The organism is Ponticoccus sp. (in: a-proteobacteria) (assembly GCF_048381735.1).
In genome coordinates this window covers 112,869-133,770 of the sequence record NZ_JBLXGL010000011.1, presented here as the reverse complement: position 1 = coordinate 133,770, position 20,902 = coordinate 112,869, and the positions used below count along the sequence as shown (strand labels likewise).

Below are 20,902 nucleotides of genomic sequence, written 5' to 3'. Positions count from 1 at the left end.
CTGCCGCCGCCGCCGCCCTCCGCCGCCGCCCCGTGCCTCGTGTCCCGGACCCTCGTGTCCTCCGCCCCGGCCCGCCGCCACGACCCGCCGCAGGCCCGGCCCCCGCTGCACGACCCGCCCAATCTTGACATCTTCCCCGCCACAAGCGACACGCGCGCCATGACACCCGTCCTGCAAGTCGCAATCGGAGGCGCGCTTGGCGCCTCGGCCCGGTATATGACCGGGGTCGCGATGGCGCGCCTGATGGGCAAGGGTTTTCCCTGGGGCACATTGACGGTGAACGTCGTCGGATCCTTCGCCATGGGCGCGCTTGTCGTGCTGCTGGCGCATCTCGGCGGCAACCGCTGGGCGCCCCTGCTGATGACCGGCGTGCTGGGGGGCTTCACCACCTTCTCGGCCTTCTCTCTGGACGTGGTCACGCTTTACGAACGCGGCCAGACCGGCGCCGCGGCGGGTTACGTCGCGGTTTCGGTCCTGGCCTCCATCGCCGCATTATTCGCAGGCATGAGCCTTGCAAGGGGACTGACATGAGCCGCGTACAGACCGTGACCGTGGGGCCGGGAGACGGCGACCAGCGCCTCGACCGCTGGCTCAAGCGCCTCTTCCCGCAACTGGCGCAGGGGCGCATCGAAAAGATGTGCCGCAAGGGCGAGATCCGCGTCGACGGTGCCCGGGCCAAGGCCTCGACCCGGCTGGAGATCGGCCAGCAGGTGCGCATCCCGCCGCTGCCTGAACCGGGGCAGGTGGTCGCGCAGGCCAAGCCCAAGTCCTCGGTCGCGGTGACCGACGCCGATGCCGAGATGATGCGCGCCGCCGTCCTGTGGAAGGACGACAACGTCATCGCGCTGAACAAGCCCCCGGGCCTTGCCACGCAGGGCGGCAGCGGCCAGACCCGTCACGTCGACGGGCTGTCCGAGGCGCTGACCTTCGGCATGGACGAGAAACCGCGCCTCGTGCACCGGCTGGACAAGGATACCTCCGGCGTGTTGCTGCTGGCGCGCAGCCGCGCCGTGGCCAAGGGCCTGACCGAGGCGATCCGCCACCGCGAGACGCGCAAGATTTACTGGGCGCTCGTCGCCGGTGTGCCCACCCCCTACCTTGGCGAAATCAAGTACGGGCTGGTCAAGGCGCCGGGTCACGGCAGGGGCGGCGAGGGCGAAAAGATGCGCGCCATCCATCCCGCCGAGATCGAAACCACCCCCGGCGCCAAGCGCGCCCATACGCTTTATGCCACGCTCTACCGCGTCGCCAGCCGCGCCGCATGGGTGGCGATGGAGCCGGTGACCGGCCGCACCCACCAGCTGCGCGCGCATATGGCAGAGATCGGCCATCCGATCATCGGTGACGGCAAGTACGGCGGCTCGGGGCAGGAAAACCTTGGCGACGGCTGGGGCGCACAGCTGGGCGGGGTGATCTCGCGCAAGCTGCACCTGCACGCCCGCACCATGGCCTTTCTGCACCCGGTGACCCGCAAGCCGGTGACGATCCACGCGCCGCTGCCGCAGCACATGGCCGACAGCTGGCAGACGCTGGGATGGGAAGAGGATTATGCCGACGAAGACCCGTTCGAGAAGCTGAGATGACGCTGAAACTGGTGATCTTCGACGTCGACGGCACGCTGGTCGACAGCCAGGCGGATATCCTGGCCTCGATGGGGGCGGCCTTCGCCTCTGAAGGGCTGGCGCGGCCCTCGCGCGAGGCGGTGCTTGGCATCGTCGGGCTGTCTTTGCCCGTGGCCATCGCCCGCTTGCGGCCCGACGATGCCGATCCGGCGGAAACCGCTCGCATGGTCGAGGCCTACAAGGACGCCTACCTTGGCCGGCGGGTGGTCGGCGGGCCCGAGGCCTCTCCGCTGTTTCCCGGCATCCCGGCGCTGCTGGACCGGCTGTCGCAGCGCGACGACCTGCTTCTGGGCATCGCGACGGGCAAGTCGCGGCGCGGGCTGACGGCGCTGCTGGACGGGCACGGGCTGGCGAAACGTTTCGTGACGACGCAGGTGGCGGACGATCATCCGTCCAAGCCCCACCCGTCGATGATCTTCACCGCGCTGATGGAGGCGGGGGTCGAGGCCGCCGATGCCGTCATGATCGGCGATACCAGCTACGACATGGACATGGCGCGTGCCGCCGGGGTCCGCGCCATCGGAGTGACCTGGGGCTATCACCGGCCCGAGGCGCTGACGGCGGCAAGCGCCCTCGTTGCCGACTCCGAGGCCCTGGGCCGCGCCATCGACGCCTTTGCAGGAGCCACGGCATGAGCGAATGGGCCCCGAAACGCTTCTGGAAAGAGGCAGACGTGAAACCCGAGGGGGAGGGCTGGACCGTCACCCTGGACGGTCGCGGCATCAAGACCCCGGCGAAGACCGCGCTTGCGGTCCCGACAGAGGCGCTGGCCCGCGCCATTGCCGAGGAATGGCAGGCGCAGGAAGAAATGATTGACCCGGGCACCATGCCGTTCACGCGCATGGCCAATTCGGCGCTCGACAAGGTGCTGCCGCAGCGCGCTGCCGTGGCCGAGATGCTGGCGGCCTACGGCGACAGCGACCTGCTGTGCTACCGGGCAGAGGCGCCGGACGAGCTGGTGGCCCGCCAGGCCGAGCGCTGGGATCCGCTGCTTGTCTGGGCCGACGAGATGTTCGGCGCCCGCCTTGCCCCCCGGGCCGGGGTCATGCACGCGGCGCAGGACACCGCCGCGCTGGACCGGCTTGCGCGCGAGGTGCAGGCCCAGCCGCCCTTTGCCCTTGCGGCCTTCCACGACCTCGTGGCGATCTCGGGTTCCTTGGTGTTGGCGCTGGCGGTGATCCACGGCGCCCGCAGCCCGGCCGAGGCCTGGGATCTCTCGCGCCTTGACGAGAGCTGGCAGGAAGAGCAGTGGGGGGTGGATGAAGAGGCCGCCGAGGCTGCCGCTCTCAAGCGCGCCGAATTCCTGCATGCGGCGCATTTTCACACGCTCTCAACGGCTTGAACTGCCGTATTCGATACGGATAAATGACTGCCCGGGCGGGCTCTGCGCTTGACGCCTCAGCAGGAATCCGCCCACACTGCCGACACGTCGGGAGGCGGCGACCAGGCGGGGCAGGATGCCCCGTTCAATGTCCGGTTGCCCCAGGCCCCGGGGCCGCCCAAGCCGCCAGAACGCCGGAATAGAGAAGGTTGATGCTGAAGACCCCTGCTTTCCTCGCCCTCTTCCTGGCCGCCCAGGCGGCCGGAGCCACGACCCTAGACGAGGTCAAATCCCGCGAGACGCTGAACTGTGGCGTGAACGCCGGCCTGGCCGGATTCGCCTCTCGGGACGATGCGGGCAACTGGACCGGCTTCGACGTCGGTTTCTGCCGTGCCGTCGCGGCGGCGGTGCTGGGCGATCCGCAGGCGGTGACTTTCGTGGAAACCACCCCGCGGTCGCGCTTTACGCTGCTGAACGGCGGCGACGTCGACGTCTTGTCGCGCAACACCACCTGGAGCTTTGCCACCGACGTCGAGTTTCAGGTGAATTTCGCCGGGATCGTCTACTATGACGGCCAGGGCTTCATGGTGCCGAAGTCGCTGGGCGTCAGCTCTGCCACCGAACTGGCGGGCAAGTCGATCTGCGTCCATTCCGAGACCACCTCGGCGCTGAACATGCGCGAGTATTTCACCCGCCTCGGCATGAGCGTGGAACCGGTTGCGGTGGCGACCACCGCAGAGGCGCAGGCCAAGTACCTGAGCGGCGAATGCGACGTCTATACCTCGGACGCCTCGCAACTGGCCGCGATTCGCGCCACCTTCGAGACACCCGGCGACCACGTGCTGTTGCAGGACATCATCTCGAAAGAGCCGCTGGGGCCGGTGGTCCGCCACGGTGACGACCGCTGGGCCGATATCGTGCGCTGGGTGCTGAACGCGCTGATCTCTGCCGAAGAGCTGGGCGTGACCTCGGCCAATATCGACGAGCTGATGCAGGGCACCAACAACCCCGAGATCGACCGCCTGCTGGGCACCACCGGGCGGCTGGGCGACATGCTGGGGCTGGATGCCGACTGGGCCGCGCGGGCGATCAAGGCGGGCGGCAACTACGGCGAGCTGTTCGCCAAGCATATCGGCGAGAAGACCCCGATCGGCCTGTCGCGCGGGCTGAACCTGCAATGGACGGAAGGCGGGCTGCTGTATTCCCCGCCGTTCCGCTGAGGGCCTGGGCTTACCGCGCAGACTTCCTTCGGACGCATCAGGTCGTGGCGTGGGCTCCGACAGATAGGGCTATGCGGCTGTTCGCGGACCGGTCAAGGCACGGGGCCAGTGCCGCAGGGCGCGGGCGGCGGCGCGTGGCTTAGTCCGTCAGGTCCCGGGGCACGATGAAATCGACAAGCCGCCCGGTGCCCAGATGCAGCTCTGGCCAGTGGTCGATGTCGAAATCCGCGATCAGCGTGGCGCCGGTCGGATAGGCGTGAAAGCGCGGGTGATCGACCGGGCGTTCCATCAGTTCCGCGGCGAAATCCCCGATGCCGGGGTTGTGGCCAAGCATCAGAACGCGCTCGCCGGTTGCGCCTTTCAGAACGGATTCCAGAACCGAGGAGTCGGCCAGATACAGCGTCGGGTCGAAGGTGGCCTGCGCCTTGATCTGCAGCCGGTCCAGCGTTTCCCGCGTGCGCATGGCCGAGGACGACAGCACCGCGTCGGGCAGTTGGCCGTTCTGGCGCAGCCAGTCGCCAAGCACGGTGGCGGCGCGCCGGCCCCGCGCGTTCAGCGGGCGGTCGTGGTCCTCTTGTCCGGTCTTCCAGTCGGACTTGGCATGGCGCATCAGGATCAGGCGTTTCATGGGCGCCAGTTTCGCATGAAGGCGGATTGGTGGAAAGCCGACTGCTCGGGCAGCCGGGCGAAATCCACGGCCACCGGGCAGGCGCGCCGCACAAGGCAGCCCGCGCGGCAGGCCTTGCCCGCGTCGCTGGCGATATGGGCCTTGCAGCGCGGCACGTCGTAGGGGTGATCGGGCGACAGGGCGCCGACCGGGCAGGCGGTTTCGCAGGGGCGCGCGCAGCGGGGGCAGGGCTGTGCCGGGGCGTCGGACAGGGGCAGGCGGGCGGGCAGGGCCAGCGCCGCACGGTAGCTGATGAACAGCCCGGCCTCGGCCTGCACAAGGGGGCCGACCGGCGAGGGCCAGGCCGTGCCCGTGCGCTCGGCCCAGCGGATGAAGGGCGCATAGGGCGGCCCGTCAGAGGGGTAGAGCGCGGTGGCGCCGACCTCTTGCGCCAGCGCGTCGATCACCCGCCGCGACCAGCGGTCCAGCGGGTCCGGCGCGCCGTCGCGGTATTCCGGCGCGGCGGTGAAGAGCGGCCAGAAGCGAGGCTCGTCCGGGCCGATCATGACGATGGTGCCGGTGCCCTCGGGCGCCCTGTCCGCCGCCTCGGGATGGAAGGCGCCGCGCAGGGCAAGGCCGCGCCCGCGCGCGGCCCCGGACAGATCAGTCAGCGTCACGCCGCGCGGTCAGCGAGGGCAGGTCCGGCTGCCGAATCATCGAACCAGAGCCATGTTCCGTGAAGAGTTCCAGCAGGCAGGCGTTCGACACGCGGCCATCGACGATGACCACGGCCCGCACGCCTTCCTCCAGCGCCTTCAGGGCGGTTTCGGTCTTGGGGATCATGCCGCCCGCGATCACGCCCTCGGCGGTCAGCTTGCGGATGTCGTCGGGCACCAGTTCGGTCACCACCTCGCCGCTGCCGTCCTTCACGCCCGCCACGTCGGTCAGCAGCAGCAGCCGGTCCGCCTTCAGCGCGCCCGCGATGGCGCCCGCCGCGGTGTCGCCGTTGACGTTGAAGGTTTCCAGCGGGTCCATGCCGGTGGCCACCGGGGCCACCACGGGGATGATTCCCGCGGCGAAGAGGTCACGCAGCACCTGCACGTTCATCTCTATGGGGCGCCCGACGAAGCCCAGTTCCGGGTCGTCCGCCTCGCAGACCATCAGGTCGTCGTCCTTGCCGGACAGGCCCACGGCGCGCCCGCCCTCGTCCATGATCGCCTGCACGATGCGTTTGTTCACGAGGCCGGTCAGCACCATCTCGACCACCTCGACGGTGGCCTGATCGGTCACGCGCTTGCCGCGCACGAATTCCGATTCGATGCCCAGCTTGCCCAGCATCTCGTTGATCATCGGCCCACCGCCGTGCACCACCACCGGGTTCACGCCGACCTGCCGCATCAGCACGATGTCGCGGGCGAACTCGGCCATGGCATCGGCATCGCCCATGGCGTTGCCGCCGAATTTCACCACCACCACGGCACCCGAGTAGCGTTGCAGGTAGGGCAGGGCCTCTGACAGCGTCCTCGCGGTGGCTTTCCAGTCTTTGTTCATATTGCGCGGTCTCATCCGGTCGTTCCCCGTTCGGTTGCGGGGACAATGCCCCGCGCCGTCCGGGATTTCTAGAGGGGCCGGTCAGGTCAGCCCGGCGATGATGGCCCGCAGGGTCGCAAGCCCTTCGCCCTTCTCCGAACTCGTCAGCACCAGCTCCGGGTAGGCGGCCGGGTGTTTGGCCAGCTTCTCGCGGACCTGCGCCAGAACCTTCTCGCGGTCCCTGGGGTGGACCTTGTCGGCCTTGGTCAACACCACCTGGAAGGTCACGGCGGACTTGTCGAGCAGGGTCAGGATTTCCTCGTCAACCGCCTTGATGCCGTGGCGCATGTCGATCAGCACGAAGGCCCGGCGCAGGCCGACCCGGCCCGCCAGATAGGCCTTCAGCAGCGCCTGCCACTTGGCCACCACGGCGACCGGCGCATTGGCAAAGCCATAGCCGGGCAGGTCGACCAGAAAGCGTTCGTCACCCAGTGTGAAATAGTTGATTTCCTGCGTGCGGCCCGGCGTGTTGGACGCGCGCGCAATCCCCTTTCGCCCGGTCAGCGCATTGATCAGGCTGGATTTCCCGACGTTCGAGCGCCCGGCAAAGCAGACCTCGGCGCGGTCGTCGGGGGGCAGGCCGTCCATGGCGACGACGCCCTTGAGGAAATCGACCTCTCCGGCAAAGAGCTTGCGGGCGGCTTCGCGCTCGGCCTCTTCGGGTTCTTCGGCAAGGGGGAAGGGCAGTTGCATGTTACAGGCGCTCCACGGGGTCGCCGGGGGCGATGCGCCCGCCCTCGATCACCTCGGCCCGGACGGTGAAGTCGCGGTGCCCCCAGGTGTCGAGCGCGGAAAGCACATTGGCATCGCGCGCCCCGGTTTCGGGGTTGTTATGAGTGGCAAGGCAGCGGTCGGTGCGCTCGCGGATTTTCAGGACGGTCGGGCCGACGCGGATCTCGCGGTCCAGCCAGTCGAATTCTTCCCAGGGGGCAAGGTTCTCGACCCACAGGTTGCAGCGCCAGCGGTGGATCGACAGCGCATGTCCGATGCGCTGCTCCACGGCGCGGTGCGAGGACAGGTTGCCCAGCGTGATCGAGGCGAAATCGCTGTCGGTGAAACCGCGCTGCGCACCGCGCACCACCCGCACGGATTGCGCGCGGCTGGCCGGGATGAAGCCGCCGGCCCAGTCGATCAGCCTCTGGCCCTCTGTATCGGGGTTCAGGGTCAGGTCGTCGCGGTCGGGATGCGACAGGGTGACGGTGCCCGCCGCCTCGTCGGTGCGGGCGGTGATCGCCGCAAGCGCCGGAGCCTTGGAGCCGATCGAGAAGTTCCGGCAGCCGACCCAGTGCGAGCCATCGGCATCCGTCGCGTCGTGGGCCACTGCCCACAGCCGGTCCCAGGGCAGCGTCTGGCCCGGTTCCAGCAAGGCAGAAGCCACGGACTCGCGTCCGTGGCTCTTGATGGGGAAACGCCAGATCTGGTCAAGCCGGCCTGTCATTTGCTTCCCGGCTTGGAGGTCGAATTGGCAGCCTTGCCGTCGTCCTTCGCCTTCTTCTTGAAGCTGGACTTGATGTTGCCCAGGAGGTCCGGCTTGTAGCCGTGCTGGCGCATGATCAGGTACTGCTGGGTGAAGGTGATCAGGTTGTTCGCGATCCAGTAGACCACAAGACCCGATGCGAAGCTGCCCAGCATGAACATGAAGACCCAGGGCATCCATGCAAAGATCATCTGTTGCGTCGGATCGGTGGGCGCCGGGTTCAGTTTCTGTTGCAGCCACATCGAGATGCCCAAGAGCAGCGGCAGGATGCCGATGAAGATCAGCGCCATGAAGCTTTGCGGATCCGGCGAGGCCCAGGGCAGCAGGCCGAAGAGGTTGAAGATAGAGGTCGGATCCGGCGCGCTGAGGTCCTGGAACGGCCCGAAGAAGGGCGCGTGCCGCAGTTCCAGCGTGACGAAGATCACCTTGTAGAGGCTGAAGAAGATCGGGATCTGCAGAAGGATCGGCAGACAGCCCGCGGCGGGGTTCACCTTTTCCTTCTTGTAGAGGCCCATCATCTCGCGCTGCAGCTTCTCACGATCGCCGCCGGTGCGCTCCTTGATTTTCTCCATCTCCGGCTGGAGTTCCTTCATCTTCGCCATGGAGGCGTAGGACTTGTAGGCCAGCGGGAAGAGGATCGCCTTCAGCAGCAGGGTCAGCGCGATGATCGCAAGGCCCATGTTGCCGATGGCCGCGTTCAGCCAGTGCAGGACCGCGAAGATCGGCTTGGTCAGGAAGAAGAACCAGCCCCAGTCGATGGAATCGAGGAAGCGGTCGATCCCGGCCTTCTGGTACTCTCGGATGGTTTCCCATTCTTTCGCGCCCGCGAAAAGCTGGGTGGTGACGGATTGCTGTTCACCTGCCGCCAGCTGCATCGTGGGCAGCACGGCCTCGGCCTGGTAGATGTCGCGGCGGGCGTCGTATTTGGCCACCGACTTGAAGGGGGTGCCGCTGGCGGGGATCAGGGTGGTCATCCAGTAGTGATCGGTGAAGCCGACCCAGCCGGTCTCTTCGACCCGCTCGACCACGGCCTGCGCGCCCTCGGACTGCACCACGTCGAGGTCGGGCATGTTCTTGTACTTGGTCAGCTCAAGAATGCCGTCCGACATCTGCATCGCGCCTTCGTGCAGGATGAAGAAGTTCTTCATGTCGTCGGGTTCGCCATGGCGGGCGATGATGCCGTAGGGCGCCAGAGAGACGGCATCGCCGCCGGTGTTCTCGACCGCCTGCGTGATGGTGAACATGAAGTTCTCGTCGATGGCCAGGGTACGGCGGAAGGTCAGGCCGGCGGGGCTTTCCCAGATCAGCGTGACCGGGCTGTCCACGGTCAGCGTCTCGCCGCTTTCCACGGTCCATTCGGTGTTGGCGCCGGGCACGTCGGCGGGCGTCAGCCCCGCGCCGGGGGCCCAGCCGTAAAGCGCGTAATAGGGGTTCGGGTCGCCCAGCGGGTCCAGCATCTGAACGATCGGCGAGTCGTCGTCGTTGGTGACGCGGTAGTCCTTCAGGCGCAGGTCGTCGATGCGCCCGCCGGTGAGCGAGATGGAGCCTTCGACGCGCGGCGTGTCCAGCGGCAGGCGCGGCGCTTCGACCGTGTCGACGGATTGCTGGGCCGGGGCCTGCGTGCCTTCGGCGCCGGGCGCCACGGTGGGGGCCTGGGCGACGCCGTCGATGGCGGCGGGGCCGTCGGTTTCCGTGGCGACGGGGGCGTTGGGGTCCTCTACCGGCTCGGGTGGCGGAAAGAGGAGGAACCAGGCGAGGATCACCAGGGCGCTCAGACCTGTTGCGAGCAGCAGATTCTTGTTCTGTTCGTCCATGTGGGCGGTCGCCTTTTCCCGTTCATACCTGTTCGAAAGTCACCGCTGGGTTCAAACGGTCCCGGCCCGAAAGGTCAAGGGGAATCCCCGCTGCCGGTGGGGGTGCGGCGCTTGGTTGCGGAGGGTTTCCGGCAATTGTGATGCCGCGAAGCCGCGTTTTCAGCGGGCCCGGCTGGCCGGATCGCGCGCTTTCGCGACCGGCGCGATGCGTTTCTGGTGTGGTTCGGGGGCAAGCCGGCCGGGCGCAGCTCTGGAGGGCGAGCCGGGGCGGGCCGGGCGATGGGCCTGCGAAGCGCAGCTGCGAGGCGGGGACGGGCCGATGGGCCGTGTCTAGCCGGTGCTGCGGCCCAGTTTCTGCGCCCCGGCGATGCGGGCGGCATGCTCCTGCGCCCAGTCGACCATCTGGTCGGCGCGCATCGGTCTGGCAATGCCGAAGCCCTGCACGTGGTCGCAGCCCAGTTGCGCCAGCAGGGCATGTTCGCCCACGCTTTCGACGCCCTCGGCCAGCGTTTCCAGCCCCAGCCGGTCGGCCATGCCCAGCACCGCGGCCAGCATCCTTTGCTGATCCTCGTCGCGGTCGACGCGGGTGACAAAGCTGCGGTCGATCTTCAGCCGGTGCACGGTGAAGCGGCGCAGCGAGGTGATCGAGGCATGGCCGGTGCCGAAGTCGTCGAGATCGATCTGGCAGCCGATCTTGCCCAGTTCGACGATGTTGCGGGCCACGATGCCCTCTGGCGAGGCCGCGATGACGGTTTCCAGCACCTCGATCCCAAGCCGCTGCGCCGTCAGGCCGAAGCGGTCAAGCTCCCACTGGATGCGCTGCACCAGCTTGGGGTCGCGCAGCTCGGCATCGGCGAAATTGACGCTGACGCGGGGCACGTCCAGACCCGCCTGGTCCCAGCTGCGCAGGGCGGTCAGGGCGTGTTGAAGGATCACCTCGCTCAGCTGTTGCATCTTGCCGGACTCTGCCAGCACGCGGAGGAACTGCGCGGGCGGCACGATGCCGCGTTCCGGGTGTATCCAGCGGGCCAGCGCCTCGACCCCGCTGATGCGGCCCGTCGAGGTGCAGATCTGCGGCTGGTACCAGGGCTGGATCTGGCCATTGGACAGGGCGCGCTGGATCTCGGACTGCAGGCTTTTCTGCTGCTTGTGGGCGCTGCGCATGTTCTCGGACCACGACCGGATGGCAGAGGGGCCGTTGGCGATGGCCTCGGTCAGGGCGATCTGGGCGGCCTCCAGCATCTGCTTGCCGGTCGCCGCCTCCTTCAGCCGGGCGCTGCCGCAAAAGCCGATGGAGGCGGCGAGGTAGCGCATCGCGTTGTCTATCGGGGCCGGTTCCTCCAGCGCGTTCTGGATGCGGGTCGACAGGTGCAGCAGCGCCTCGAGGTCCAGCCGAAGCGAGGGCGCAAGCAGGACCAAGTAGCGCGCGTCGCCCATGCGCACGGCGGTGTCGTCGCGGCGCAGGGCATTGCGCAGCCGCGACAGGGTCAGGTCGCGAAAGGCGTCGGCGGCGTTTTCCCCGGCGCGCTGTCCGATTTCGGTGAGGCCGTCGACCTCGACCAGCAGGCAGGCGGTCGTCAAGGTCGCGTCGCGGGCGCTTTCCACCGCGGCCTGCGCAAGGTTGGTGGCGGTGATCGTGTTGACGATATCGCCCGGTCCCGCGGCCATGCTGCCCTGCGCGGGGGGCGGGGCGCCCCCGGCGATCATGTAGAGTAGGGGCGCCCCCAGCGCGGCGGCGACAAGCAGTGCCTCGCCCCCGATCCAGAAGGCCGCGAGGGCAAGGGCGGGAATGAAGGCGAGGACATGCGGGCCATGCAGCGCGCGCTGGACCGGCGCCCGAAGCGCGGAGAACCTGGACCATTGCCGAACCGTCATGATGCGTCCTTTCCCTTGCAGGTCAGGACAGTAGGCCCAAGCGGTAACCCGTTGATTAACGGCGGCGCCGCATTCTCGGTTCCAGGGTTAACCGCTGTCGCGCATCAGCCCGACGAAATCGAACAGCTTGGGGTCCAGCATATGCGAGGGGCGGATGTTCATCAGGGCCTTGAACATGACCTGCCGCCGACCGGGGCTGTTCTTCTCCCAGCCGTCGAGAATCTGTTTGACCTGCTGCCGTTGCAGCCCGTCCTGGCTGCCGCAGAGGTCGCAGGGAATGATCGGGTAATTCATCGCCGTCGCGAATTTCTCGCAATCCGCCTCGGCCACATGGGCGAGGGGGCGATAGACGAACAGATCGCCTTCTTCGTTAACCAGTTTGGGCGGCATGGTGGCCAGACGCCCGCCGTGGAAGAGATTCATGAAGAAGGTTTCGAGGATGTCGTCGCGGTGATGGCCCAACACGACCGCCGAACAGCCCTCTTCCCGGGCGATGCGGTAAAGATTGCCGCGCCGCAGCCGCGAACACAGCGCGCAGAAGGTGCGGCCCTGCGGGACCTTGTCCATGACGATGGAATAGGTGTCCTGATACTCGATCCGGTGCGGCACCTTCATGCGTTCGAGGAACTCGGGCAGGACGGTCGCCGGAAAGCCCGGCTGACCCTGGTCGAGGTTGCAGGCAAGGATCTCTACCGGCAGCAGGCCGCGCCACTGCAGCTCGTGCAGGATCGCAAGCAGCGTATAGCTGTCCTTGCCGCCCGACAGGCAGACCAGCCACTTCGGCGGCGTATCGCCCGGTTCGACCATGCCGTACTGGTCCACCGCCTCGCGCACGTTCTGCACAAGCCGCTTGCGGAGCTTCTTGAACTCGGTGGTCTTGGGCGCCCCGTGAAAGAGCGGGTGTATCTCGTCGGCATCGTCCAGCATGTGGCGGGGATACGGCCCCGCCACAGTCTGGGCAAGTGCTAACGCGCCTTCAGTAACGGAAGGGCGAAAGCGGCAGGCGCGGGTCGGCGGCCCGCCGCGGCGGCAGCCCGACGTCACGCCGGATATGGTCGTCCAGCGCGTCGACATCGGTGGGCGGGGGCCGCAGCGTCGGCGTATGGAACAGCGCGATGAGGGAAGCGGTCAGCACTCGCAGCGCGCCGTGCTGCGCGATGGTGGATTCGATGCTGGTGTCCGGCAGGGGACGGGGCAGAAGGTTATCGTTGAACATATATGTCCCGGCGCGCGACGGCAGCCGGACTCCTGTTGTGGATCGGATGGGAATCGACCGGACGCAGGGCTTCCCCGGGCGGACGGATCGATGGTTCGGTTTGGAGAAAGGTCCGTGAGGCTCACGGACCGGGCGCGAAGCGGTTTAGCCCTGGACGGTTCGGCGGAAGCCGTTGCCCCAGGTCGCTTCGAAGGACGCCGCTGCTGCGGGGAGTTGTCGAATCATCATGGTAAGACCTCCCTTGTGTGCTGCGTGGGTCCGGGGATTGCTTAGCCGCACATGCGCGAAAAAGCGATATTTTTGTTGCGACAATAGCGTGGCTGGCGGAAATCGACCCGCCGGCGTGTTCAATCGGGCACGTTGTCGATGCCCGAACCGCCCCATGGGTGGCAGCGCGCCAGCCGCCGAAGGGTCAGCCAGCCGCCGCGAAAGGCGCCGTGCTTTTCCAGCGCCTCAAGCGCATAGGCCGAGCAGGTGGGGTGGAACCGGCAGCCGTGGCCGACCCATGGGCTGAGGAGAAGGCGGTAGGCCCGGACGGGCAGGGCGACGATATGCGCCAGCGGGCTCATGCGCCGTGCAGCTTGTGCAGCGCGCGCTGCAGATCGTCCAGCATGGCGGCGAAGTCGCGCTGGCCGGTTTCGCCGGGGCGGCCGATCAGAACGTAGTCCCATCCCGCGCGGCCATGGTCGGGCAGGGTCAGCCGCGCGATTTCGCGCAGGCGCCGCTTGGCCCGGTTGCGGGCGACGGCATTTCCGACCTTCTTGGAACAGGTAAAGCCCACGCGAATCGCCTGCGCGGCCTCGTCGGGCGCGCGTTCACGGGCTTGCAGCAGGAAGGCCGGGCAGGGCACCCGCCGCGCGCGGGCGGCGCGCAGGAAATCCGGGCGCTTGCGCAACCGCTCCAACGGCAAAAGAGCCGCCACGACATCAATCCGGGCGGCTTCTTTCGTCATGTCAGGCTCCGTCCCCAAGGGGAATCGGTTCAGGCGCTGAGAACCTTGCGGCCACGCGCGCGGCGTGCGTTCAGGATCTTGCGGCCAGCCTTGGTTGCCATGCGCGCACGGAACCCGTGGCGGCGCTTGCGAACGAGGTTCGACGGCTGAAAAGTGCGTTTCATCGCGGCTACTCCGATACATTGGCGGCAAGGATCACCAGGGTGACTCGCCTGCCAGGGTCATTCGAAGCCCTGCCTATAGGGAAGCGTCATGCGCTTGTCAAATACCTGTTTCGCCCTGCGGGCGTGTTTCAGGCGCCGGTGTCACACAGCCGGAATGTTACAGGAAGCCGACGGCGACGCCGCGAATCCTCACCGATTGCGGCGATGCGTTCAAGCACCCGTGAAGAGCCTGTTTCCGCCATGGGGCGCGGGTCATGTTTCATGGCACAACCCCATGGACAAGAGGCAGAGATGAGCAGCATGAGCGCGCCCGATACACCGACCCGCCGATGGACGCGGCACCTGCCGCTGGCGGCGATCCTGCTGGTGGCGGGCCTGGGGTTCCTCCTTCTGCGCGATACCCTGACCTTCGAGACGCTGCGCGCCAACCGCGAGGCGCTGACGGCCTTCCGCGACGCGCATTTCCTGCTGATGGCGCTGGGTTTTGCACTGGCCTACGTGGCCATCGTGGCCTTTTCGCTGCCCGGCGCCGCCGTCGCCTCGGTCACCGGCGGCTTTCTCTTCGGGCTCTGGGCGGGCACGGCGCTGAACGTTGCCGCCGCCACCATCGGCGCCGTCCTGATCTTCCTCGCCGCCCGCGCCGGGCTGGGCCGGACGGTGGCGCAGCGGCTGGAGACCTCGGAGGGCACGCTGAAGCGCGTCAAGGACGGGTTGCGCGACAATGAGGTCAATGTGCTGCTGGTCCTGCGGCTGGTGCCGGTGGTGCCCTTCTTCGTCGCCAACCTGCTGCCCGCGCTGGTCGGCGTGTCCTTCCGCAACTTCCTGTGGACGACGGCGGTGGGAATCATTCCCGGCGCGCTGGTCTTTACCTCTATCGGTGTCGGGCTGGGCGAGGTCTTCGACCGGGGCGAAAGCCCGGATCTGTCGCTGCTCTGGGCGCCGCATGTGATCGGCCCGATTCTCGGGCTGGCGGCGCTGGCGGCGCTGCCGATCGTGGTGAAGGCAATGCGCGGCAGGGAGGGTCTCTGATGGAACGGATCGACACGGATGTTCTGGTCCTCGGCGCCGGGTCCGGCGGGTTGTCGGTTGCGGCGGGGGCCGTGCAGATGGGCGCGCGGGTCGTCCTGCTGGAGGGCGCAGAGATGGGCGGCGACTGCCTGAACCACGGTTGCGTTCCCTCCAAGGCGCTGATCGCGGCGGGCAAGGCGGCGCATGGCATGAGACATGCGGCGGCGTTCGGTATCGCGCATGCCGAGCCGCAGGTGGATTACGCCGCCGCCATGGGCCACGTGCGGGGCGTGATCGAGACCATCGCGCCGGTCGACAGTCAGGACCGCTTCGAAGGGCTGGGCGTGCGGGTGATCCGCCACTACGGGCGCTTTGTCTCGGACCGCGCGGTGGAGGCCGGGCCCTACCGAATCACCGCGCGGCGGATCGTCATCGCGACCGGCTCTTCCCCGGCGGTGCCGCCGGTCCCGGGGCTGGAGAGGGTGCCCTACCTGACCAACGAATCGCTCTGGGACCTGCGCGCGCGGCCCGATCACCTGCTGATCATCGGCGGCGGTCCCATCGGGATCGAGATGGCGCAGGCGCACCGGCGGCTGGGGTCCCGCGTGACGGTGCTGGAAGGCGCGCGCGCCCTGGGCAGGGAAGACCCGGAGGCCGCCGCCGTGGTGCTGGCGCAGCTGCGCGCCGAAGGGGTCGAGATCGTCGAGGGCGCAAAGGTCGAAGCCGTCTCTGCCGAGGGCGGCGTCACGGTCAGCCTCGGGGATGGCCGGTCCTGCACCGGGTCCCACCTGCTGGTCGCGGTGGGGCGGCGCGTAAACATGGATGGCCTCGACCTGGACAAGGCGGGGATCGAAACCACTCCGACGGGCATCAGGGTCGATGACAGCCTGAAGACCACGAATCGCCGGGTCTATGCCATCGGCGATGCGGCGGGGGGCATGCAGTTCACCCATCTCGCGGGCTATCACGCGGGCATCGTCGTGCGCTCTGCGGTGCTGGGCCTGCCGGCCAGGGCAAAGACCGCCCATATCCCGCGCACCACCTACACCGCGCCGGAACTGGCGCAGGTCGGCCTGACAGAGGCCGAGGCGCGCGCAGAGCACGGCAGCCGCCTGACCGTCGCCCGATTCGACATCGGGGAAAACGACCGTGCCATCGCCGAGCGCCGAAGGGCGGGTTTCATCAAGGTCATGGTTGTGCGCGGCAGGCCCGTCGGCGCCACCATCGTCGGCACGCAGGCCGGAGAGCTGATCGCGCTGTGGTCGCTGGCCATCGCCAACGGCCTGAAGATGAGCGCGATTTCCGCCATGGTCGCGCCCTATCCCACCATCGCAGAGGTTAACAAGCGCGCCGCCGGTGCCTATTTCTCACCGAAACTCTTCGAAAGCGACCTTGTGAAGCGGGTGGTGCGCCTTGTGCAGAACTGGCTTCCCTGACCGGACGGAATAGATCAAACCCCTATGATGAACTCGCTTTCCGGTCGATTGCTGATCCTGACGGTGCTCTTCGTGATGCTGGCCGAGGTGCTGATCTTCGTGCCCTCGGTCGCGCGCTTCCGCGAGGATTACCTGCTGGCGCGTCTGGAGCGGGCGCAGATCGCCTCGCTGGCGCTTCTGGCGGACGACATGCTCAGCGCCGAGCTGGAGGCAGAGCTGCTGGACAATGCCGACGTCTACAACGTGGTGCTGCGGCGCGACGACGTGCGCGAACTGGTGCTGTCGTCGGAACTGCCCAGCATGGTCACCGCCGATTTCGACCTGCGCGAGACGACCGGCTGGACGTTGATGCGCGACGCCATGATGCGGCTGGTCAAACGCGAGCCAGAGGTGATCCGGGTGATCGGCAGCCCCTCGCGCGAGGCGGGGCAGCTGATCGAGGTGACGATGGATTCGGGGCCGTTGCGGGCGGCGATGATCGAATACGGGCTGCGCATCCTGATCCTCTCGGCGGTGATCTCGATCATCACGGCGCTCTTGTTGTTCATGGCCGTGCGGGTGCTGCTGGTGAAGCCCATCAAGGGCGTCGTGGGCCATATGCGGCGCTATGCCGAGGCGCCCGAGGACGCCCACCGCATCATCGCGCCACAGGCCAAGGTGCGCGAGCTGCGCGAGGCCGAGGATGCCCTGTATTCGCTTCAGACCCAGCTGACGCAGGCGCTGAAGCAGAAAGAGCGGCTGGCGCAGCTTGGCGGGGCGGTGGCCCGCGTCAGCCACGACCTGCGCAATATCCTGACCTCGGCGCAGCTGTTTACCGACCGGATCGAGTTGTCCGAGGATCCGGCGGTGCGGCGTCTGGCGCCCAAGCTGGTGAACTCGATCACCCGGGCCGTGTCGCTTTGCGAAAGCACGCTGGCCTTCGGGCGGGCCGAGGAGCCCTCTCCGACGCTGACGCTGTTCAACCTCGCCGCGCTGACCAGCGAGGTGCTGGAAGCCGAGCGGCTGGCGATCGGCGAGCACGATGTCAGCCTCTCCGAGGATATTCCGGCGGGGCTGATGGTGCGCGGCGACCCGGAACAGATCTACCGGGCGGTGTCCAACCTTGTCCGCAATGCGCGGCAGGCCATCGTGGCGACGGGCCAGCCCGGCGAGATCAGGGTGGCGGCGCGGTCCGAGGATCACGACTGGGTGATCACGGTCGAGGATACCGGCCCCGGGCTGCCCCCCAAGGCGCGCGACCACCTGTTCCAGGCCTTCACCGGCGGGGCGCGCAAGGGCGGTTCGGGTCTTGGGCTGGCCATCGTGGCCGAGCTGATGCGCGGCCATGGCGGCACGGTGCGGCTGGTACGGACCGACGCCTCGGGCACCTGTTTCGAGATTCGCCTGCCGATGGCCCCGGCGGGATAGGGGGCCCCTGCCTTTCGGTGGCGGCGCGGGCCCGTGGCGCGCGACGCCGGGCAGGGGCCGGATACAGCAGAGGCCCGGTGGCGTCGCGCGGCGGATGAGGGCCTGTCGCCGGATGCAGGGCATTTGCCGGGCGCCGGGCGCGGCATTGGATGGCACCCGGAGATCGGCACTGGCACAGGGGGCAGGTGAGGCCCTGCCGGAAGAGTCAGGGGGCGTCGTGTCGGAAAAAATCGGTCGATCCGAAAAAAGTCGGCTTGGCCCCCTTGCATTGCCCCGGTGCGGTCTGTAGATGCAGCCCTCACGGACCGATAGCTCAGCTGGATAGAGTACTTGACTACGAATCAAGGGGTCGGGGGTTCGAATCCTCCTCGGTCCGCCAGGATTTCCTGAAAACCGCGTCGGCTCTGCCGGCGCGGTTTTCTTTTGTGGCCCCGGGATCGTCAGGCAAAGCGGACGTTCACGTCGGGGGCTGACGCCGCATGGGGGGCGTGACCCGTATCGCGTGGCGCTCCGTGGATCGTCGCCCCGATCCCAGGCGCTTCCGGCTTCGGTTTCTGAGAGGCGCCGCGCCCTGACACATGGTCAAACGTGGTGCGGAAAAGCCGCCGCGAACCGCAGGGCTGGGGAGGGCGGGGCAGGGGCGGCGTTCATTCAACCGCGCTGCCGTCCATCTCGTGGCTTTCCAGAAGCTTGCGGAGCGCTTCGGTCTCTTCGCTCGTCTGGTAGTTCGATTGGTGAAGATAGTAGGACACGCGCGGCAGCGGCGGCAGGCCGAACTCGGGTCCGAGCACCTGGATGTCGGACCGGAAGGCGCTCAGCGTGCGGGCGGTGACGCCAAGACCGGCTTCCACCGCGAAACGCACCCCGGCGGGGCTGTGGGTGGTCAGCCGCTCGTAGTAGGGCATGCCCACCAGTTCGAGCGCATTCAGGCAGATCCGGCGAAACATGCTGGGTTCGTCGGTGAGGACAAGGGGCAGCGGGCCGTCTTCGGGCATGGTCCAGCGCTGAGCCGCGACCCATTGCACCCGCAACAGCTTGAGCAGCCGTCCGTCCCGGACACCCCGGCGCCAGGTGCTGATCGCGATGTCGAGACCCCCGGCCTCCAGCGCCTCCATAAGGGCGCGGCTGCGGTCGATATTGAGCTGGATGCGGCTGTGGGGGTAGAGCTTTGCGAAATCCCGCATCACATCCGGCAGGATCGCATTCGCAAGCTCGAGCGGCGCGCCGACCCGGATCGTGCGGGAATCGTATCGCTTCTCCGCCGAGATCACCGCCGTGCTGCACATGCGCACGATTTCATGGGCGTGGCGCAAAAGCTCTTGCCCGGCGACGGTCAGTTGGCGACCGCGCCCGACATTCTCGAAGATCGGCCGCCCGACCGACAGTTCAAGGCCCTGCATCTGTTGCGTGACGGCGGATTGCGACCGCCCAAGGATATCCGCCGCAGCGGAAAAACTGCCATGAGTGTCGATGGCTATGAGGGTCTTGAGATGGGCAAGCTGGAGATCCGGACGCATCCTGTCGCTTTCAGTGTTTCCCCGTGCGCTCCCGATAATTCAGCATTTTCGATGGATTTGCAAAAATTATTAATTTTTAACAACAGACGGGCATGGCTATCCCTCCCCCGAGAACCAAAGATCCTCAAGAACTGGGGACATGCACACCGGCTAGGAGATGATCCATGAAGACACTTACGCTTGCCGCAACCCTTGCAGCGGTGATGACCGCTCCGCTTTTCGCGCAGACCTATCCTGAAAAAGACATCGACCTCGTGGTCCCCTTCGATGCCGGCGGCTCGGGCGATGTGACCTCGCGGATCATTGCGGAAACGGCGAACACGCTGCTCGACGGTGTCGAGATCAACGTCGTCAACCGCGCCGGTGGCGGTGGCGTTGTCGGCCAGACCTTCGTGTCCAAGGCCAAACCCGACGGCTACACGATCCTTGCTATGACCAGCTCGGTCGTGACCAATCCGCAGATGAAGGGCGCGCCCTACGAGGTGACGGACTTCCGCCCCGTGGCGCTGTACAACCTCGACCCCGAAGTGATCGCCGTGCCCGCCGACTCGCCCTTCGAGACGGCAGAGGACTTCCTCGCGGCGGCCAAGGGCGAGACGATGAACGTCGTCGTGGCGGGTATCGCGACCTCGCACCACATGTCGGGCCTCGCCATCGAGCGCGTGACGGACATCAAGTTCAACTACATCCCGACCAAGGGCTTCGGTGCCCAGGTGCAGGCCATCGCCGGTGGTCACGCCGATGCCGCCCTCTGGCCGCTGGGTGAAGCCGCTGGCCAGGCCGGCAACGGCGGCGGCGTGCGCATCCTTGCCATCGCAAGCGAAGAGCGCAGCGCGGATTTCCCCGATGTCCCCACCTTCGAAGAAGTTGGCATCGACATCCCGATCTGGGCCACCTTCCGGGGCTGGGCGGTTCCGAAAGACACGCCGGACGAGGTGGTGAAGACCCTCTCGGACCTGATGAAATCCGTCTACGAAACGCCCGAATACATCGAGAAGATGGACGCCTCGGGCTATGGCGCGGTCTACCGTGACGCGGAAGGGTTCTCTTTCGTGGTGGACAGCTATGCCGAGCAGACTTCGGTGATCATCGAAGAAGCCGGGCTCGGCCAATAACACCATCGCCTGTATCCGAAGTTCACGGAGCACTGCCCTTTTTGGGGGCAGTGTCTCCCTTCGTGCGACCCTTCGACCTGGAAAGGTGATGCCATGTCCAGCCAAGCGGACCCCAGAGGTCTTTTTACCCATAGCGATTTCTGGATCGGTCTTTCCCTGACCGTCTTCGGGGGCGCGGCTGCCGCCATGGCGTGGTCCTTCGATGCGATGTCCCGAAGCTACCCCCTGGCGCTGTCCCTGCTGCTTGCGGCCATGGGGGTGCTGCTGATCCTGAAGACGCTGCTGACGCAGACGCCTTCGGTGCACTTCGGGCTGGCGACAAGGGTCGCCGCGCTCTGCGCCCTTGTGCTTGTGCTGTGGATTGCCGCGCTGGGGTTCGGGCTTGGGTTCATCGGCCCGACGCTGGTGATGCAATTCGCCTTTCTCTGGATCTGCGGCCTGCGCCCGGCGGGCAAGGCGGTGTTGTTTTCCGTCCTGATCACAGCCGCCGGATATCTCATTTTCGTCTTCCTTCTCAGCGTGCGCCTGCCCGAGAGCATCGCGCCCTGGCTATTGTGAGAG

General features: G+C 67.3%; 23 protein-coding genes and 1 tRNA gene. 11 read left to right on the top strand and 13 right to left on the bottom strand.

The features are described 5' to 3' along the window. Positions 1-159 precede the first annotated feature (159 nt). The 5 genes from crcB (at position 160) to ACN5KJ_RS17100 (ending at position 4,163) form a co-directional block, all read left to right on the top strand. Entirely contained in the window at positions 160-531 is a 372-nt protein-coding gene (gene crcB / locus ACN5KJ_RS17120; RefSeq protein WP_418595164.1) for a fluoride efflux transporter CrcB, read from the top strand. Further along, positions 528-1,583, top strand: a complete 1,056-nt coding sequence (locus ACN5KJ_RS17115) for an RluA family pseudouridine synthase (RefSeq protein ID WP_418595163.1) — start codon at positions 528-530, stop codon at positions 1,581-1,583. The genes crcB and ACN5KJ_RS17115 overlap by 4 nt, the downstream gene beginning before the upstream one ends. Next, entirely contained in the window at positions 1,580-2,257 is a 678-nt protein-coding gene (locus ACN5KJ_RS17110) for an HAD-IA family hydrolase (RefSeq protein ID WP_418595162.1), read from the top strand. The genes ACN5KJ_RS17115 and ACN5KJ_RS17110 overlap by 4 nt, the downstream gene beginning before the upstream one ends. Further along, positions 2,254-2,964, top strand: a complete 711-nt coding sequence (locus ACN5KJ_RS17105) for an ATP12 family chaperone protein (RefSeq protein WP_418595161.1) — start codon at positions 2,254-2,256, stop codon at positions 2,962-2,964. The genes ACN5KJ_RS17110 and ACN5KJ_RS17105 overlap by 4 nt, the downstream gene beginning before the upstream one ends. 191 nt (positions 2,965-3,155) lie before the next feature. After that, positions 3,156-4,163 (top strand): amino acid ABC transporter substrate-binding protein, encoded by a 1,008-nt coding sequence (locus ACN5KJ_RS17100; RefSeq protein ID WP_347166683.1) that lies wholly within the window; start codon positions 3,156-3,158, stop codon positions 4,161-4,163. Between the two features lie 139 nt (positions 4,164-4,302). On the opposite strand, the gene ACN5KJ_RS17095 is transcribed toward ACN5KJ_RS17100, so the two are convergent. The 12 genes from ACN5KJ_RS17095 to rpmH all read right to left on the bottom strand — a co-directional run bounded on the left by ACN5KJ_RS17095 (position 4,303) and on the right by rpmH (position 13,858). After that, positions 4,303-4,791: a SixA phosphatase family protein gene (locus ACN5KJ_RS17095; protein ID WP_418595160.1), complete on the bottom strand. Its 489-nt coding sequence runs from the start codon at positions 4,789-4,791 to the stop codon at positions 4,303-4,305. Further along, positions 4,788-5,447 carry a ferredoxin gene (locus tag ACN5KJ_RS17090; protein WP_418595159.1) on the bottom strand — a complete coding sequence of 220 codons (660 nt, stop codon included), beginning with the start codon at positions 5,445-5,447 and terminating at the stop codon, positions 4,788-4,790. Before ACN5KJ_RS17090 ends, ACN5KJ_RS17095 begins: the two co-directional genes overlap by 4 nt. Continuing rightward, a complete protein-coding gene (argB, locus tag ACN5KJ_RS17085) occupies positions 5,434-6,321 on the bottom strand; it encodes an acetylglutamate kinase (RefSeq protein WP_418595158.1) in 888 nt (295 codons plus the stop codon). The genes ACN5KJ_RS17090 and argB overlap by 14 nt, the downstream gene beginning before the upstream one ends. Before the next feature lie 81 nt (positions 6,322-6,402). Further along, positions 6,403-7,053 (bottom strand): ribosome biogenesis GTP-binding protein YihA/YsxC, encoded by a 651-nt coding sequence (yihA, locus tag ACN5KJ_RS17080; RefSeq protein WP_418595157.1) that lies wholly within the window; start codon positions 7,051-7,053, stop codon positions 6,403-6,405. A gap of 1 nt (position 7,054) precedes the next feature. Then, positions 7,055-7,798 carry an MOSC domain-containing protein gene (locus tag ACN5KJ_RS17075; protein WP_418595156.1) on the bottom strand — a complete coding sequence of 248 codons (744 nt, stop codon included), beginning with the start codon at positions 7,796-7,798 and terminating at the stop codon, positions 7,055-7,057. Further along, a complete protein-coding gene (yidC, locus tag ACN5KJ_RS17070; protein WP_418595155.1) occupies positions 7,795-9,651 on the bottom strand; it encodes a membrane protein insertase YidC in 1,857 nt (618 codons plus the stop codon). Before yidC ends, ACN5KJ_RS17075 begins: the two co-directional genes overlap by 4 nt. Positions 9,652-9,981: 330 nt before the next feature. After that, on the bottom strand, positions 9,982-11,526 hold the full coding sequence (locus ACN5KJ_RS17065) for a putative bifunctional diguanylate cyclase/phosphodiesterase (protein WP_418595154.1): 1,545 nt from the start codon (positions 11,524-11,526) through the stop codon (positions 9,982-9,984). Between the two features lie 87 nt (positions 11,527-11,613). Next, the gene (gene ttcA / locus ACN5KJ_RS17060; protein ID WP_418595153.1) at positions 11,614-12,453 is read right to left on the bottom strand and encodes a tRNA 2-thiocytidine(32) synthetase TtcA; all 840 of its coding nucleotides are present in this window, start codon (positions 12,451-12,453) and stop codon (positions 11,614-11,616) included. Positions 12,454-12,502: 49 nt separating this feature from the next. Continuing rightward, positions 12,503-12,742, bottom strand: coding sequence for a hypothetical protein (locus tag ACN5KJ_RS17055; RefSeq protein ID WP_347166692.1), 240 nt, complete (start codon positions 12,740-12,742; stop codon positions 12,503-12,505). Positions 12,743-13,089: 347 nt separating this feature from the next. After that, positions 13,090-13,311, bottom strand: a complete 222-nt coding sequence (yidD, locus tag ACN5KJ_RS17050; protein ID WP_347166694.1) for a membrane protein insertion efficiency factor YidD — start codon at positions 13,309-13,311, stop codon at positions 13,090-13,092. Beyond that, on the bottom strand, positions 13,308-13,694 hold the full coding sequence (gene rnpA, locus ACN5KJ_RS17045; RefSeq protein WP_418595152.1) for a ribonuclease P protein component: 387 nt from the start codon (positions 13,692-13,694) through the stop codon (positions 13,308-13,310). Before rnpA ends, yidD begins: the two co-directional genes overlap by 4 nt. A 29-nt stretch (positions 13,695-13,723) precedes the next feature. Continuing rightward, a complete protein-coding gene (gene rpmH / locus ACN5KJ_RS17040) occupies positions 13,724-13,858 on the bottom strand; it encodes a 50S ribosomal protein L34 (RefSeq protein ID WP_050929300.1) in 135 nt (44 codons plus the stop codon). Between the two features lie 291 nt (positions 13,859-14,149). Between rpmH and ACN5KJ_RS17035 the strand changes: the two genes are divergently transcribed. The 4 genes from ACN5KJ_RS17035 to ACN5KJ_RS17020 all read left to right on the top strand — a co-directional run bounded on the left by ACN5KJ_RS17035 (position 14,150) and on the right by ACN5KJ_RS17020 (position 18,088). Continuing rightward, positions 14,150-14,887 (top strand): TVP38/TMEM64 family protein, encoded by a 738-nt coding sequence (locus tag ACN5KJ_RS17035; RefSeq protein ID WP_418595151.1) that lies wholly within the window; start codon positions 14,150-14,152, stop codon positions 14,885-14,887. Further along, entirely contained in the window at positions 14,887-16,302 is a 1,416-nt protein-coding gene (locus ACN5KJ_RS17030) for a dihydrolipoyl dehydrogenase family protein (protein WP_418595150.1), read from the top strand. Before ACN5KJ_RS17035 ends, ACN5KJ_RS17030 begins: the two co-directional genes overlap by 1 nt. Positions 16,303-16,326: 24 nt before the next feature. Continuing rightward, the gene (locus ACN5KJ_RS17025; protein WP_418595149.1) at positions 16,327-17,709 is read left to right on the top strand and encodes a sensor histidine kinase; all 1,383 of its coding nucleotides are present in this window, start codon (positions 16,327-16,329) and stop codon (positions 17,707-17,709) included. A 302-nt stretch (positions 17,710-18,011) separates the two neighbouring features. Continuing rightward, positions 18,012-18,088 (top strand) — tRNA-Arg (locus tag ACN5KJ_RS17020). Positions 18,089-18,356: 268 nt separating this feature from the next. Here ACN5KJ_RS17020 and ACN5KJ_RS17015 read toward each other — a convergent pair. Continuing rightward, on the bottom strand, positions 18,357-19,226 hold the full coding sequence (locus tag ACN5KJ_RS17015) for a LysR substrate-binding domain-containing protein (RefSeq protein ID WP_347166695.1): 870 nt from the start codon (positions 19,224-19,226) through the stop codon (positions 18,357-18,359). 164 nt (positions 19,227-19,390) lie between these two features. Here ACN5KJ_RS17015 and ACN5KJ_RS17010 point away from each other — a divergent pair, with 164 nt between their 5' ends. Together ACN5KJ_RS17010 and ACN5KJ_RS17005 are read left to right on the top strand one after the other, a co-directional pair. Beyond that, positions 19,391-20,341: a Bug family tripartite tricarboxylate transporter substrate binding protein gene (locus tag ACN5KJ_RS17010; protein WP_418595148.1), complete on the top strand. Its 951-nt coding sequence runs from the start codon at positions 19,391-19,393 to the stop codon at positions 20,339-20,341. Positions 20,342-20,434: 93 nt separating this feature from the next. Continuing rightward, complete coding sequence (locus tag ACN5KJ_RS17005; protein ID WP_418595147.1) at positions 20,435-20,899, top strand: tripartite tricarboxylate transporter TctB family protein; 465 nt, start codon at positions 20,435-20,437, stop codon at positions 20,897-20,899. Positions 20,900-20,902 lie beyond the last annotated feature (3 nt).